This is a genomic window from uncultured Roseovarius sp., from assembly GCF_963972555.1.
Lineage (GTDB): Bacteria > Pseudomonadota > Alphaproteobacteria > Rhodobacterales > Rhodobacteraceae > Roseovarius > Roseovarius mucosus.
The window spans coordinates 16,223-30,790 of the sequence record NZ_CAXAUM010000001.1; the positions used below are offsets into that span (position 1 = coordinate 16,223).

General features: G+C 64.0%; 18 protein-coding genes. 16 read left to right on the forward strand and 2 right to left on the reverse strand.

The window, feature by feature from the left end; all coding sequences use genetic code 11:
* Window positions 1–110: 110 nt before the first annotated feature.
* The 12 genes from AACZ65_RS00070 to AACZ65_RS00125 all read left to right on the forward strand — a co-directional run bounded on the left by AACZ65_RS00070 (window position 111) and on the right by AACZ65_RS00125 (window position 9,193).
* Window positions 111–1,514 (forward strand): Do family serine endopeptidase, encoded by a 1,404-nt coding sequence (locus AACZ65_RS00070; protein WP_339667626.1) that lies wholly within the window; start codon window positions 111–113, stop codon window positions 1,512–1,514.
* Between the two features lie 143 nt (window positions 1,515–1,657).
* Window positions 1,658–2,986: a flagellar hook-length control protein FliK gene (locus tag AACZ65_RS00075; protein WP_339667351.1), complete on the forward strand. Its 1,329-nt coding sequence runs from the start codon at window positions 1,658–1,660 to the stop codon at window positions 2,984–2,986.
* Window positions 2,987–2,994: 8 nt separating this feature from the next.
* A complete protein-coding gene (locus tag AACZ65_RS00080; protein ID WP_339667352.1) occupies window positions 2,995–3,570 on the forward strand; it encodes a flagellar basal body-associated FliL family protein in 576 nt (191 codons plus the stop codon).
* An 8-nt stretch (window positions 3,571–3,578) separates the two neighbouring features.
* A complete protein-coding gene (gene fliM / locus AACZ65_RS00085) occupies window positions 3,579–4,556 on the forward strand; it encodes a flagellar motor switch protein FliM (RefSeq protein ID WP_339667353.1) in 978 nt (325 codons plus the stop codon).
* Between the two features lie 16 nt (window positions 4,557–4,572).
* Window positions 4,573–4,881 (forward strand): flagellar motor switch protein FliN, encoded by a 309-nt coding sequence (gene fliN, locus AACZ65_RS00090; RefSeq protein WP_037272447.1) that lies wholly within the window; start codon window positions 4,573–4,575, stop codon window positions 4,879–4,881.
* An 81-nt stretch (window positions 4,882–4,962) separates the two neighbouring features.
* Window positions 4,963–5,235, forward strand: a complete 273-nt coding sequence (locus tag AACZ65_RS00095; RefSeq protein ID WP_339667354.1) for a hypothetical protein — start codon at window positions 4,963–4,965, stop codon at window positions 5,233–5,235.
* A complete protein-coding gene (gene fliP / locus AACZ65_RS00100; protein ID WP_339667355.1) occupies window positions 5,232–5,972 on the forward strand; it encodes a flagellar type III secretion system pore protein FliP in 741 nt (246 codons plus the stop codon). The genes AACZ65_RS00095 and fliP overlap by 4 nt, the downstream gene beginning before the upstream one ends.
* 2 nt (window positions 5,973–5,974) lie before the next feature.
* Entirely contained in the window at window positions 5,975–6,241 is a 267-nt protein-coding gene (gene fliQ, locus AACZ65_RS00105; RefSeq protein WP_339667356.1) for a flagellar biosynthesis protein FliQ, read from the forward strand.
* Window position 6,242: 1 nt separating this feature from the next.
* A complete protein-coding gene (gene fliR, locus AACZ65_RS00110; protein WP_339667357.1) occupies window positions 6,243–7,064 on the forward strand; it encodes a flagellar biosynthetic protein FliR in 822 nt (273 codons plus the stop codon).
* Window positions 7,057–8,211 carry an EscU/YscU/HrcU family type III secretion system export apparatus switch protein gene (locus AACZ65_RS00115; protein ID WP_339667358.1) on the forward strand — a complete coding sequence of 385 codons (1,155 nt, stop codon included), beginning with the start codon at window positions 7,057–7,059 and terminating at the stop codon, window positions 8,209–8,211. The genes fliR and AACZ65_RS00115 overlap by 8 nt, the downstream gene beginning before the upstream one ends.
* Window positions 8,208–8,396 carry a hypothetical protein gene (locus tag AACZ65_RS00120; protein WP_102105923.1) on the forward strand — a complete coding sequence of 63 codons (189 nt, stop codon included), beginning with the start codon at window positions 8,208–8,210 and terminating at the stop codon, window positions 8,394–8,396. The genes AACZ65_RS00115 and AACZ65_RS00120 overlap by 4 nt, the downstream gene beginning before the upstream one ends.
* A 188-nt stretch (window positions 8,397–8,584) precedes the next feature.
* Entirely contained in the window at window positions 8,585–9,193 is a 609-nt protein-coding gene (locus AACZ65_RS00125; protein WP_339667359.1) for a response regulator transcription factor, read from the forward strand.
* Between the two features lie 59 nt (window positions 9,194–9,252).
* Here AACZ65_RS00125 and AACZ65_RS00130 read toward each other — a convergent pair whose 3' ends face one another.
* A complete protein-coding gene (locus AACZ65_RS00130) occupies window positions 9,253–9,639 on the reverse strand; it encodes an META domain-containing protein (protein WP_339667360.1) in 387 nt (128 codons plus the stop codon).
* A gap of 5 nt (window positions 9,640–9,644) precedes the next feature.
* Complete coding sequence (locus tag AACZ65_RS00135) at window positions 9,645–10,178, reverse strand: TetR family transcriptional regulator (protein WP_339667361.1); 534 nt, start codon at window positions 10,176–10,178, stop codon at window positions 9,645–9,647.
* Window positions 10,179–10,364: 186 nt separating this feature from the next.
* On the opposite strand from AACZ65_RS00135, the gene phnC reads away from it, so the two are divergent.
* From phnC to phnE (AACZ65_RS00155), 4 genes are all read left to right on the forward strand, one after another.
* Window positions 10,365–11,189, forward strand: coding sequence for a phosphonate ABC transporter ATP-binding protein (phnC, locus tag AACZ65_RS00140; protein WP_339667627.1), 825 nt, complete (start codon window positions 10,365–10,367; stop codon window positions 11,187–11,189).
* Window positions 11,190–11,253: 64 nt separating this feature from the next.
* Window positions 11,254–12,168 (forward strand): phosphonate ABC transporter substrate-binding protein, encoded by a 915-nt coding sequence (gene phnD / locus AACZ65_RS00145; protein WP_339667362.1) that lies wholly within the window; start codon window positions 11,254–11,256, stop codon window positions 12,166–12,168.
* Between the two features lie 69 nt (window positions 12,169–12,237).
* Window positions 12,238–13,107 (forward strand): phosphonate ABC transporter, permease protein PhnE, encoded by an 870-nt coding sequence (gene phnE / locus AACZ65_RS00150; RefSeq protein ID WP_339667363.1) that lies wholly within the window; start codon window positions 12,238–12,240, stop codon window positions 13,105–13,107.
* Between the two features lie 4 nt (window positions 13,108–13,111).
* Complete coding sequence (gene phnE / locus AACZ65_RS00155) at window positions 13,112–14,458, forward strand: phosphonate ABC transporter, permease protein PhnE (protein ID WP_339667364.1); 1,347 nt, start codon at window positions 13,112–13,114, stop codon at window positions 14,456–14,458.
* The last annotated feature ends 110 nt before the right edge of the window (window positions 14,459–14,568 follow it).

The following is a 14,568-nucleotide window of genomic DNA, read 5'->3' on the forward strand; positions in this document are numbered from 1 at the left end:
GTTTGTCGCCCAATGCACGAACCAAAGGAGACATTGGTGTGAAGACCCAAACGATTTCCGAAACACGATCCCTGTCCACCGGCCTGCGGGCGCTCTGGGTCATAGCCCTGATGGTCGGGCTGTTGATCGCGCAGGCAATGGCCGCAGCAGCGCGGCCCGACAGCTTTGCCGATCTGGCCGACAAGATCAGCCCGGCGGTCGTGAACATCACCACCTCGACCGTGGTGGAACGGGGCACAGGCCCCGCCCCCATCGTGCCCGAAGGCTCGCCCTTCGAGGATTTCTTCGAGCAATTCCGTGACCGTCTGGGCGAAGGCGACAGGCCACAGCGCTCGTCGGCCCTTGGCTCGGGCTTCGTGATTTCCGAGGATGGCTTTGTGGTCACGAACAACCACGTGATCGAGAGCGCGGATGAGATCCTGATCGAATTCTTTTCCGGCGAAACCCTGCCCGCAGAGGTGATCGGCACCGACCCCAAGACCGACATCGCCCTTCTCAAGGTCACGGCGGACAAGCCGCTGCCCTTCGTCAGCTTTGGCGACAGCGACACCGCGCGCGTGGGCGATTGGGTGCTGGCCATGGGCAATCCGCTCGGTCAGGGATTCTCGCTTTCTGCCGGGATCGTGTCGGCGCGCAATCGCGCGCTCAGCGGCACCTATGACGACTATATCCAGACCGATGCCGCCATCAACCGGGGCAACTCGGGCGGTCCGCTCTTCAATCTCGACGGTCAGGTGGTTGGCGTGAACACCGCAATCCTCAGCCCCACCGGCGGCTCGATCGGCATCGGCTTTTCCATGGCCTCGAACGTGGTCAAGCGCGTGGTCGATCAGTTGCAGGAATATGGCGAGACGCGGCGTGGCTGGCTAGGCGTGCGAATTCAGGACGTGACCGCCGATGTGGCCGAGGCGATGGGGCTTGAGAAAGCCGCAGGTGCGCTCGTCACGGATGTGCCCGAGGGTCCCGCCGCCGAGGCTGGCATGCTGGCCGGCGACGTGATCATGTCCTTTGACGGGCAGGATGTGTCGGACACACGGAGCCTCGTGCGAACCGTGGGCAATACCGAGGTGGGCAAGACCGTCCGCGTGGTCGTGTTCCGTGAGGGCAAGACCACCACGCTCAAGATCACGCTGGGCCGCCGCGAAGAGGCCGAGGGTGCCATTCCCGTGGCGCAACCCGGCGAAGATGCGACGCCAGAGGCCCCGGTGGAAAAGACCATGCTTGGCCTGACCTTGACCCCGCTCAGCGATGAGTTGCGGTCGCAACTCGAGCTGGACAATAACGCAACCGGTCTGGTCGTGGTCAATATCGATGAGCTGTCCGAGGCCTATGAAAAGGGCCTGCGCATGGGCGACGTGATCACCGAGGCCGGACAGCAGAAGGTGGCCACGATTGCCGATCTCGACGACCGTATTGCCGAGGCCAAGGAAGCGGGGCGCAAATCCCTGCTGATGCTGGTGCGCAGCGGCGGCGATCCGCGTTTCGTGGCGCTCTCGCTCGAAGACAACAAGTAAACGCCCGCACATATGGGCGGCAAAGGCACCCCACTCCGGGGTGCCTTTTTCATTGCACCGGGCCTGTTTGGCGGGGCCCGCACCCGCCGCCCGCTTGGCATGATGCTTGCACCCTCTGGACTGACCCCCAGACGGAGCCCAGTATGACCGCCCCGGTATTGACCAGCCTTCCCACCCCCGCTGCCACGGCCCCCGGCCGTGCCGCTGCGGCGCTTGGCCAAGGTTCTGGCGTGCCGATCCAGGGCTTTTCTGCCCTGTTGAATGCGGCGCAGACCCCGGTCCAAACACCCGTTCAGGCCCCTGTCCAGCCCCCCGTGCAGGCATCGGCACACCCGCTTGCGCCTGTGCCTGCGCCAGACATGGCCCGGATGGCCTCTGTCCCTGCCTCTGTCCCTGCCTCTGTTGACCTTCTGTCCCCAATGGCCGCAGCCCCCGCAGCACCGGCGACTGCCCCAGCACCGGCAACACCCGCACTGCCACCGCCTGCCATTGCGGCGCAACCTTCTGCCGCGCCCATCGCCCCATCCGGGTTGGATACCCTCACCGAGGCCCAGAACTTGCCCGAGGATACCGGGACCGACGCCACCGAAGCCGAAGACACGGGCCCCGAGGCTATGGGCACCGAGGCCATAGCCCTGCCTGACCCAACCACGCCGCAAACCCAGCACGCCATCCCGTCCGTTGCGGCACAGGTGGCACAGCCGACGTCCAAGCCGGACACCGGCGACAAACCGGACCTCACCAAAGATCCAGAGGCATCCAAGGTGCCGAGTCTCGCCGCTCCGACCCTGCCCATGGCGGCCCCTCTGGTGCCCGCGCCGCCCACGGCCCCCGTGCCCACAGGCGACAGCGCGCCCACCAGCCCTGCCCTCAGCGCAGAGGCCGCCCCGCTGGCCCCCGCCGAGACCGCCCCGCCACCAACCCTGGCCACCACAGAGGGTAGCGTCCTTGCCGCGCCCCAGCCCGCCCTGCCCGGCAGCGCCCCTGCACCGCTGGCAACAGCGCCCCTGCCCCAGACCCTCGATCTCGCGGCCCCTCAATGGCCCGAGCAAATGGTGCAGGACATCCGCCAGAGCGCCAGCGCCGCGCTCGACAACCTGACACTCACGCTCACGCCCGAGCGTCTTGGCCCGCTGCAAATCCGGCTGGAGACCCAAGACGGCGTGACCCATGTGCATATCGTGACCGAAACGCCCGAGGCCGCCCGCGCCATGGCCGAGGCCCAACCGCGTCTGGCCGAGGCCATGGCCCGCGCCGGGCTTGAGATGGGGAGCCAGTCCACCACCACGACGGGCGGCTCAGGCGGCGCAGCGGGCTTTGGCACGACGGGCGGCGATGCCAACCCGCGCGGCAATGGCCATCCCGGCACCGAACCTGGTCCGCAGGGCAACGCGACCGCCTTTGATGACACCGCATCACAACCACTGTCCCCGCGCGCGCCTGCGCGCTCTTCCATTGACTTGATCGCCTGAGGTTCCCCATGGCCGATGCTGCACTCCCCAATCTCGATGCCCGCCCCAAGGGGGGCTTTCTCAAGAAGATGCTCGTCTGGCTCCTGATGGCGCTCATCCTTGGCGGCGGCGGCTTTGGCGCGGGTTTCTATCTCTCCGGCGGGGCGCTGTCGCCGTCGCAAGAGGTGCTGCGCCTCATCGAACTGGAAACCGCCGCCGCTGAGGCCGCGGGCGACGCCGAGGCCGGCCCCAAGCGTATTCCCAAGGAAATGCCCGAAGCGCCCGTCTTCGAAACCCGCTACCACGAGTTTCCCGATCCGCTGACCACAAACCTCAAAGGCTCGCGCCGGTTTCTCCAGATCGGCGTCGGCGTTTCGACCCAATATGACGAGAGCGTCATCGCCAACGTCGAAACACACGCCATGGCGCTGCGCTCGGATATGCTGGCCGTGATCTCGGGCTTTGCCGAAGAGGATGTCGAAGGCACCGCCGGGCGAGAGGCCCTGGCCGAGGCGCTCAAGACCGCGATTAACACCCGGCTCGAGGCGCTCGAAGGGTTTGGCGGCATCGAGGGCGTGTTCTTTCCCTCCTTTGTTCTGCAATAGGTCGCACCATGGCCCGCCCCACCACCAGCGCCACCCACAAACTCAGCTCAAACGAAGTCGCAGCCCTTGTCGACGGTCTGCTCGACATGGAGAAAGAGCAGAACCAAGGCACCGAGAACGTCAAGCGCTACAAATTCGGCTCTGACAACCTGTCGATCATGGGTGACTATCACGGGTTGCGCATGGTCAACGAACGCTTTTGCCGTCTGGCACGCCCTGTGTTCCTGCCGTTTCTGCGGATGCACCCGCGCATCTCCGCCTTTCCACCCGAGGTCAAAAGCTTTTCGCATTATTGCGACGAGTTGGAAAACTTTGTCAGCCTCACCACCGCCCGCGTCGATGCGCTGCGCAGCAATCAGCTCATCATGCTGCCGCCCAATTTCGTATCCTTGCTGACCAATGCCTATTACGGCGGCAATATCGCCTATCTGCCGGGTGGTCGCGCCGAATTCACCGCCAGCGAGACGCGCGTGATCGAGATCGTGACCAAAGGCATCTACCGCGCACTCGAGGCCGCGTGGCGCGATCTTATCCCGCTCGAGTTTGCCAACCCGATACACGAGGACAACCTGCAATTCGCCACATTCGTTGAAAGCGAGGAAAAGGTCGTCTGCTGCTCCTTCATCATTCAACTGCCCGAGGCGGACCCGGCCACGCTGGACCTCATCTATCCGCTACAGGCGCTCAAACCCATTGCTGCGCGCTTGCGCTCGCGGATGCAGTCCGATCAGGTGGCCGATGACCTGCGCTGGCGCAACCGCCTGCGCGAGGCGGTGATGGCCGTGCCCCTCAATGTCACGGCACGTCTGGCCGAACCCAATGTGCCGATCAGCGCCCTCACGGGGCTACGCCCCGGCCGCGTGGTGCCGGTCGATCTGACACTACGCCCGCAATTGCTGGTCGAAGGCACCCCGCTCTTTGACGCCGAACCGGGCGCGCAGAATGGCCGCGCCGCGCTCTCGCTTACCCACCGTATTGAACCCTGATCCCGAGGAAACCGCCATGACCATCGACACAACCGAACCGACCGGCCAGCCCGACAGCAGCACAAGCAATGTGGATCTGGGCCTCTTGGCCAATGTCCGCGTCAGCATGACCGTCGAGGTGGGCAACACCCAGATCACGCTGCAAGACCTCTTGCGCCTCAACGAAGGCTCGGTGGTCGAGCTGGACCGCATGGCGGGCGATCCGCTCGACATTCTCGTGAACGGCACCCCCATCGCCAAGGGCGAGGTGGTCGTCGTGGGCGAGAAATTCGGCATCCGCTTTGGCGATATCGTCGATCCCCGGCAACGGATCGAAACCGTCTGACACCCTACCCCTTCGCGTGGCACGAAACCTGCACGGGTTGATCAAACAAACCTTGATCAACCCTTGCAGGAGAAGTCCCCCGTGGATGTCTTGACCCCCGACCGCATCCTGACCATTGCGGGCTTTCTCGGCGTGCTCGTGCTCGCCTGGGCCGTGATCCGCCACAAACGCGCGCCGCTCAGCGCCCGTCTGGCAACCAATCGCCAACTGGAACTGACCGAGACCCTCAATCTGGGCGGTGACAGCCGCGCGCTCTTGCTCAAGGCCGAAGGGCAAACCGTGCTCGTGGTGATGGGGCGCCGGTCCGGCACCGCCCTCACCCTGCTGCCCCGAACCGAGGGGACCACAGCATGAACCGCCTTCTTCCGCTCCTGATCCTCGCCCTCGTCCTGCCCGCGCCGGTTCTGGCGCAACAGGGCCTGCCCGCGATCACCCTCTCGGATGAGAACGGCACCACCTATTCGCTCTCGTTGCAAATTCTGGCGCTGATGACGGCGCTCACGGTGCTGCCGTCGCTGGTGCTGGGCATGACCACCTTTACCCGCATCATCATCGTGCTCTCGATCCTGAGGCAAGCCATGGGCACGATGCAGACACCGCCCAATCAGGTGCTCATCGCCATCGCGCTCTTTCTGTCCTTCTTCGTCATGCAGCCGGTGCTGACCGTGATTTACGACACTGCGCTCAGCCCCTATCTCGACGGGCAGATGGCCCCGGATGTGGCCATCGGACTGGCATGGGATCACCTCTCGGGCTTCATGCTGGCCAATACCCGGCAAAACGACCTCTTGATGTTCGCGGAACTGGCGGGCGACGCCCCCTATGCCAGCGACGCCGACGTGCCCGTCGGGGTGCTCTTGCCCGCCTATATCACCTCGGAACTAAAGACCGCGTTCCAGATCGGCTTTCTGCTCTTTCTGCCCTTTCTGGTGATCGACATGGTGATCGCCTCGATCCTGATGGCTCTGGGGATGATGATGCTCTCGCCGATGATCGTGTCCCTGCCTTTCAAACTTCTCTTGTTCGTGCTGGTGGATGGCTGGGCGCTGACAATGGGCTCGCTCGCCTCCAGCTTTCAAGGGGCGCTCTGACCATGGATTTCGACGCCAATATCGAACATCTGCGCATGGCCTACTGGAACATCCTGCTGACGGCGGGTCCGGTTCTGCTGGTGGCACTCGCCGTGGGTCTGGTGATCGGCATCTTTCAGGCCGCCACCTCGATCAACGAACAGACCCTCAGCTTCGTGCCCAAAATGGCAATCGTGATCGTGACCATGGCGCTGATGTCGGGATTCATGCTCAGCACGATGACCGACTATTTCACCCATATCTTCGACACGATTGCGACGATGCACTAGGATGCTGCCCGATCTTGCCCCCTCCGCGACCGGCCTGCCGGGTGTTGAGCTCACGCAGCTGACGGGGCTGGCGCTGCAATTTCTCTTTGCGATGCTGCGGATCGGGGCCTTTGTCCTCTCGGCCCCACTCTTTGCGGCACGCTTTATTTCCTTGCCGGTGCGGATCATCATTTCGGTGTGTCTCACGGTCCCGCTGATGGGCCAGGTGCCGATCCCCGAACCCGACGCGCTCTCCAGCCTCTCCAGCGTGGTCATCGCCTTTCGAGAAATGGCGATCGGCCTCTCGGCGGGCATGGTGCTGCAAATCCTCTTTGCCGCGGCCGTCATGGCGGGCGACCGTATCGCCAATACCGCCGGTCTCGGCCTTGCGGCACAGGTCGATCCCACCAGCGGCTCGCAATCGCCCGTGATCGGCCAGTTTTTCATGCTGTTTCTCCTGGCCATCTTCGTGACCGAGGACGGCCACCTCGCCGCTATTCGCCTGATCCTCGACAGTTACCGCCTCATTCCCATCGGCACGCCCATCGCGAGCGCGGCGCTGCTCGACGCGGGCCTCAGCGCCGCCCCCATGATGTTCGCCAACGCGGCGCAATTGATGATGCCGGTCGTGTCTGTGCTCTTGCTTCTGAACCTCGTGATCGGGGTCATCACCCGCTCTGCCCCCTCGCTCAATCTCTTTGCCTTCGGCTTTCCGCTGACCATGACTGCCACACTGCTCTTGCTTTTTCTCACCGTCACCAGCCTCGGGCCGACCCTATCCGAGCGGGTGGCACAGGCCTTGCAGCATCTGATGGAGATGTTGAACGGATTACCCAATGGCTGACGCAGACGACGGACAGGAAAAAACCGAAGAGCCAACCCAGAAACGCCGCCAGGAGGCGCGCGAAGAGGGTCGGATCACCACCTCGACCGAGGTCTTCGTGCTGGTCACGCTGGGCATGGGTGCGCTCATCCTCAGCGCCGGGCAATGGGCCTTGCCGGGGCTGGCGGGGCTCTGGGCCAAGGGGCTGGTCATCGAGGGCGCGCAATCGCTCGACGCGATGATGATCGCGCACACGCGCGACATGATGCTCTGGATGCTTGCCGCCGGTCCGGGGCTTGGCCTGCCACTGCTGGCCGCTGTGCTGATGGCGCAATCGGCGATGGGCGGTCTCAATTTCGCGCCCAAGGCACTGGGCTTCAAACCCGAGAAAATGAACCCGCTCACCGGGCTTGGGCGGATGGTGTCGATGAAGGCGCTGGTCGATCTGCTCAAGGCGGTACTCAAGGTCACGCTCCTGCTTGCGGCGGGGGTGCTGATGCTGCAACCGCTCTTGCCTGCGCTGGGCAGCTCTTCGGCGCTGGCCCCCGGCGACGCGATGGTGCTCTTTGGCACCGCCATGTTGCGGGTGCTGGGCGGGCTGCTTCTTGGCCTTGTGGTGATCGCCGCCCTCGATCTTGGCTGGCAGATCCATTCCAACACCAAATCCATGCGTATGTCGCGACAGGACATCAAGGACGAATCCAAGGAATCCGAAGGCTCGCCCGAACAGAAGGGCGCCATGCGCCGCCGCCAGATTCAGGCCTCGCGCCGCGCCTCGGAACGCAAGGCGCTGGCCGATGTGCCGATGGCCACCGCCATCATCACCAACCCCACGCATTTCGCCGTGGCCCTGCGCTATGAACCGGGCACCGATACAGCCCCGCGCATTCTCGCCATGGGCAAGGGGCCAATGGCCCAGGCCGTGATCCGCCGGGGCCGTCGCGCCGGTGTCACCACGCTGCAGGTGCCGCCACTGGCGCGTGCGCTCTACTTTACCGGTGCAATTGGCCGGGAAATCCCCGATGTGCTCTTTGCCGCCGTGGCGGTGATCCTCGCGCATGTCTGGCGTCTGGAACAGGGGCAACCCGCCCCCATGCCCGATGTGGACCTGCCGCCCGACCTCACCCTCGACGAATTTGGCCGCCCCCTCAGATGGAGACAACAATGACCGAGCGCCCCCGCTCCACCGGAGAAATGATCTCAACCCTCTGTTTTATCGGCGTGGGCCTCTGGTCGCTCGGCACCGCGCTAGAGGCCCCGCAGCCCAAGGCAGCCCTCCTGATACTCTGCGCTGTCGCCTGTTTTCTGGGCGCGGCGCGGCACCCCATCGCCCGGCGGCTTGAACGCTGGTAAACAGGAAATAACCCCGCCGCCCGCACAAAACGCAACACGTGACGACGGATTCACCCAAAATCGCACTCAAACTATTGAACTTCGCTCCGGAATAGCTATCAGATAGGTGAGGTTCACGATGCGCAGGGCTGGGGCCGCGTCGCCACGCCGCGAACGAATTACAGCGCAGGACAACCCAGGCAATGTCTATGAAAATTCTTCTTGCAGACGATCACAACCTCCTGGCCGAAGCGGTGGGCAACATGCTCAACGCGCAGCCCGGCAATGAGGCGATCACCACCGATTCCTATGACGGTATCCTCAGCCTGCTGGCCGAGCATAGTGATGTCGATATTGTCCTGCTCGACCTCAAGATGCCGGGCATGGTCGGCCTTGCCAGCGTCAAAAGCGTTATCGAAAAGGCCGCCCCCGCCAAAGTCGTGCTCTTTACCGGCATGGTGGATCGGCATTTCCTGCACAGCGCGCTGGAACTGGGCTGCAAGGGGCTGATCCCCAAGACGATGCCGCTGCAATCGCTCAACAGCGTGCTGCAACTGATCAATTCGGGGCAGGTCTTTGTACCGATGGATGCGGGCACCCCCGGCCTCGACAAGGCCGGCCCGGACCATGATCTGACGGAAAAGGAACTCTTCGTGCTGCGCCTTGCCGCCGATGGCCTGACCAACAAGGAAATCGCGCGTGACATGGGCACCAACGAGGTGACGATCAAGATGCACATGCGCTCGATCTGCAAAAAGCTGAACGCCCGCAACCGCGCCCATGCCGCGATGATCAGCCGCGAACGCGCGTTGATCTGAGAGGGCGGGCAAGGCTGGTCTCCCGAGACCGGCCTCGCGGCACCACAGGCACCGCACCCCTACTTCGCCCGAAACACCATCTCGCGGCCCGCGTCATTGGACAGGATCATCACGTCCCCTAGCACCTCGACCAATGTCATCTCGGCCAGCGCCGTCAGATATAGCGCCTCCTCTGCCAACTCCGGGCAGGCCCGCTCGGTTGTGGCCACGGCTTCGGCGACGAACCACGGATAGGGCACGGTCTGCTGGCCTGAATAGCTGTTGCACGGCCCCTCACCCCGCAATTCCCCCTCTGCCGGAAACATGAGCGTGGCGCGCGCGCCAAACGCCGCACCATCAAGGCTCTCCAGATGCCAGACCTTTTCGGCCCCGCCATGGCCCGTCACGGTCTCGTCTTTGCAGTATCCCAGCACCGACAGCGCCATGACCGCCAGAACCAGCCGCATCGCCCCTACCTCAGTGCGAGAATGAGATCGACCAGCGACCCTATGGCAGGGGCGGCCTGATCCTGCGCGGGATCGCGCATCGCCTGCATGCCGATCGCGGAGGCATAGAGAATCCGGGCCATTTCCAGATTGCCGATGTCGCAGGCAGAAAGCAGCCGATGCAGATGCGCCAATCGCATCTCATCCACGCGCGCCACCGCCTCTGCGGCCATGGTATCGGTCCCGGCCCAGGCCCGGATCGCTGATTCGGCGCGAAGGATCATGCTCTCGGCCTCAGCGGTGGCGGCCATCGCCTGCGCGCATCCCCGCAGCCGCGCCACGTCCGTGGCCGCCTCTGATGCCACCTCCAGCCCACGCGCGGCGTCTTCCTCCCACAGCGTCAAAAGTGCCGCGGAATAGGCCGGAACATCCGTGAAATGCCAGTAAAACGACCCTTTCGTCGCCCCCAGCCGCCGCGCCAAGGGCTCTGCCCCCAGCGCCGCCGGGCCTGTTTCGCACAGGGCCTCGAACCCGGCCAATAGCCAGTCATCTTGGGTCAAGCGGAGGCGGCGCAACGCGGTCATGCCCCTGCCATACGCAGCCCGCCCTTGGGCTGCAAGAGGTGCCGCTGTCGCGGGGCGCGGCATTGGCCCTGTCAGCCCCCTGTCGCAAAAGTTTTACGCATCTGTCGCAAACTCTTTGAGAACCGCCGTTAGGTGGTGGCCCGACCCAAGGAGGCATCCGACGTGCTCAGCATCGAGAAACTGACCAGAACCTTTGGCCGGAACACCGCCGTGGACAAGGTGTCCTTCACCGTCGAGAAACCGGCGATGATCGGCATCATCGGCCGCTCGGGGGCTGGCAAATCCACCCTGCTGCGCATGATCAACCGCCTGACCGATGCCACCTCTGGCCGCATCCTGTTCGAGGGGCGCGACGTGACCGCGCTCAAGGGGGCCGACAAGCGCGCGTGGCATTCGGACTGCGCGATGATCTTTCAACAGTTCAACCTTGTGCCGCGCATGGATGTGGTCTCGAACGTGCTGCACGGCACGCTCAATCGCCGCTCGACGCTGGCCACCATGTTCAATCTCTATCCCGATGCCGACATTCACCGCGCCATCGAAATCCTCGACCGGCTGGGCATTGCCGACCATGCCCCCAAACGCGCCGAGGCGCTCTCGGGCGGGCAGCAACAGCGCGTGGCGATTGCCCGCGCGCTGATGCAGGACCCTAGGATCGTGCTCGCGGATGAACCCATCGCCAGCCTCGATCCGATGAATGCGCAACTCGTGATGGACGACCTGCGCCGCATCCATGAAGAGGACGGGCGCACGGTCATTGCCAACCTGCACACGCTCGACACCGCGCGGCGCTATTGCGACCGGGTGATCGGCATGCTGCATGGCCGCGTCGTGTTCGACGGCACGCCCGAACAACTGACCACCGGCGTGGCGCGCGACATCTACGGTGCCGATGCCTCCTTTTCCGAGGCGAGCACATCGACCTCGATCGAAACGCTCGACCGCAGCACCGCCCGCGCCCTGCGCGCGGCCGAGGCGGCGATCTGATCGTCCTCCCACCACCCATGGCCCGCCGGGGGTGGCGGGCCGCAATCCAACCGGAGAAAAATCCATGAAGAACCTCGTTGCTGCCATTCTTGCTACCACCGCGCTCACCGGCGCGGCCTTTGCCGACACTCATGGCGAAGCCAAGATCACCGAATTTCGCATTGGCGTGCTGGGCGGCGAGAACGCCCAGGACCGCATGACCTCAAACGAGTGTCTGCGCGCCAAGACCGAGGAACTGCTGGGCGTGCCCACCAAGGTCTTTACCCCCGCCGATTACGACGGCGTCATTCAGGGTCTGTTGGGCGGCACCATCGACGTGGCTTGGCTGGGTGCCTCGGGCTATGCCAAGACCTATCTGACCGATCCCACCGCGGTCGAGCCGGTTCTGGTCAAGGTCAACATGGATGGGTCTTACGGCTATCACTCCATCGGCTTTACCCGCAAGGAGACGGGCATCACCTCGCTCGCCGACATGAAGGGCAAGACCTTCGGCTTCGGCGATCCGAACTCCACCAGCGGCTACCTGATCCCCTCCATTGAAATCCCGGTCGAGACCGGCGCCAGCATGGAATCGGGCGACTATTTCGGCGAAGTGAAATTCACCGGCGGCCACGAGCAGACCATCGTCGCCGTCGCCAATGGCGACATCGACGCAGGCGTGACATGGGCCGATGGCCAAGGCGCATGGGAAGACGGCTACAACTCGGGCGCGCTGCGCAAGGCCGTGGATGCGGGCCTTGTCGACATGAACCAGATCGTCGAGATCTGGAAATCCAAACCCATCCCCGAAGGCCCCGTCGTGCTGCGTCAGGCGCTGCCCGAGGATGTGAAACTCAAGGTCACGGGCCTCTGGGCCTCGCTGAAATCCATCGACCCCGATTGCGCCTACGGCGTGCTTCAGGGTGAGGCGCTCGGCTTCATGCCGATCACCCACGACGCCTATCTCTCGATCATCGAGGCACGCAAGGCCTCGAACTAAGGCCGAAACACGAGTATTGAACCGGGCCTGCATCGACGCGGGCCCGGTCTCTTTTGACGGGGGACCTCCATGACCGATATGACAGCAGGCCAGAGCGCCGCGCGGGTGAAATCCGTGCAGGACGCCTATATGCAGATGACCCGGCGCAAGCGTACCTATGGCGCGGTCATGCTGATCGTCTTCATCGCCCTCATGGTCTCGGGCTTTCGCGTGGCGGACGGGCGCAACGCGGGCGGCTTCTGGGACGGGATCGGCAACATCTTTCAGTTTCCGGGCGAGGTGCTGTCCGAGGCAGGTCAGAAAATCGCCAACCTGCCGGGGTTGATGTGGAAATTCCTGCCTTCTCTGATCGAGACCGTCAACATCGCCGCTGCCTCTACCCTGTTGGGCGCGCTCGGCGCAGGCATGATCTCGCTTCTGGCGACGCGCGGCCTTGCCAAATGGCCGCGCCTCATCGGCCTCTTTCGCCGGATCATGGACATCCTGCGCGCAGTGCCGGAGATCGTGATTGCCCTCGTGCTGATCTTCATCCTCGGCGGCGGCCCGGTGCCCGCGATGATCGCCATCGCCATTCATACCATGGGCGCGCTCGGCAAACTCTTTTCCGAAGTGAATGAGAACGCCAGCCTCAAACCCGTCGAGGGGCTGCAATCGGTGGGGGCGACATGGGGCCAGCGCATGTGGCTGGGTGTCATCCCGCAGGTGGCGCCCAACTATCTCAGCTATGCGCTCCTGCGCTTCGAGATCAACATCCGCGCCTCCGCCATCCTCGGCTTTGTCGGCTCTGGCGGCATCGGCTATGACCTGAAAAACGCCTTCAGCTGGGGACAAGGGCGCTATGACGAGGTTGCGGCGATCTTTCTGCTGCTCTTTGGCACGATCGTGCTGTTTGACCAGATGTCCAGCCATTTTCGCAACACGCTGATCGGCGAGGACTGAAGCCATGAGCATGATGACCGACATCACCCCTCCCCATTTCGACGCCACGGCGTTCTTTCGCCGCAAACGGCGGCTCGCCTTTGCCGCCCCGGCGGTGATCCTCGCCTATTTCGCCTATATCTTCTTTGCCTTCGACATCATGGGGCTGGCCGAACGCGCCCGGCTCGACAATGCCCGCATCCTTGTCGCCGACAGCTACAGCTACAAGACGCATGTCACCCGCGACAACCGCAGCGGCGCGCTCAGCATCGCGGTCGAGGGCGAGAACAAGGGCACATGGCCCGACGGCACCCACCCCGACTGGGTCGAGATCCAGAGCCCGGACCGCACGCTGGTCTCCCTGAAACATGGGCAGGACGTGCTGATCGACGGCAACAGGCTTCTCTACGACGTGCCGGACTATGGGCTGATCGAGGCCGAGGTCTCGCGCAGCGGGGGGATCGCACTCTCGCTCCCCACCGACACAATCCCCGACTGGATCAGCGCCAGCAACGCCCGCGTCGACATCACCACCGATGCCGGCCGCGTGACGCTGACACGGGCCCGCACCGAGGTCATGCGCTATCACTTCGGCTGGGAACTCTTCTGGTTCACCCTCGACAGCCCGTTCTATGGCAAGAGCCTCGGGGAACTGGCAACGCTTGCCCTGTCCTCCGAGCACGTCGTCGAGGGCAAGAGCAACCTCGCGGCCATGGCACATGACGTCTGGAACAACCGCATGTGGCAGCACAAGGATGTGATCTGGGCCATTTTTGAGACCATCCTCATGGCCTTTCTCGGCACCATGGGGGCGGGGATCGTGGCGCTGCCGCTGGCCTTTGCGGCGGCGCGCAATTTCTCGCCCGTCATGGCGGTGCGCGCGGCCATGCGGCGGGTCTTTGACCTCTTGCGCGGGGTCGACGCGCTGATCTGGACGCTGGTGCTGGCCCGCGCCTTTGGCCCCGGCCCGATGACCGGCGCGCTGGCCATCCTGCTGACCGATACCGGCACTTTCGGCAAACTCTTCTCCGAGGCGCTGGAAAACGTCGACAAGAAACAGATCGAGGGCGTGCAGTCGACGGGGGCCTCGCCGCTGCAACGCTATCGCTTCGGCGTGATTCCCCAGATCACCCCCGTCCTGCTCAGCCAGTTGCTCTATTACCTCGAATCCAACACCCGCAGCGCCACCATCATCGGCGCCATCACCGGCGGCGGCATCGGCCTCTTGCTCACCCAGGCCATGATCACGCAAAAGGACTGGGAAGAGGTCAGCTATTACATCATCCTCATTCTGATCATGGTGATGCTGATGGACACGCTGTCCGGCTGGCTGCGCCGCAAGCTCATAACCTCGGACGACAGTGGGCATTGAGCGGGCGGAATTGAGTATTTGGTCCATGAAGAAGCAATCCCCGCTGCTTCTTTATGACAAAAATACTCCCGCCGGGGGCCTCGTTTTTGTCGGCACGGCAGGGCCCTCTC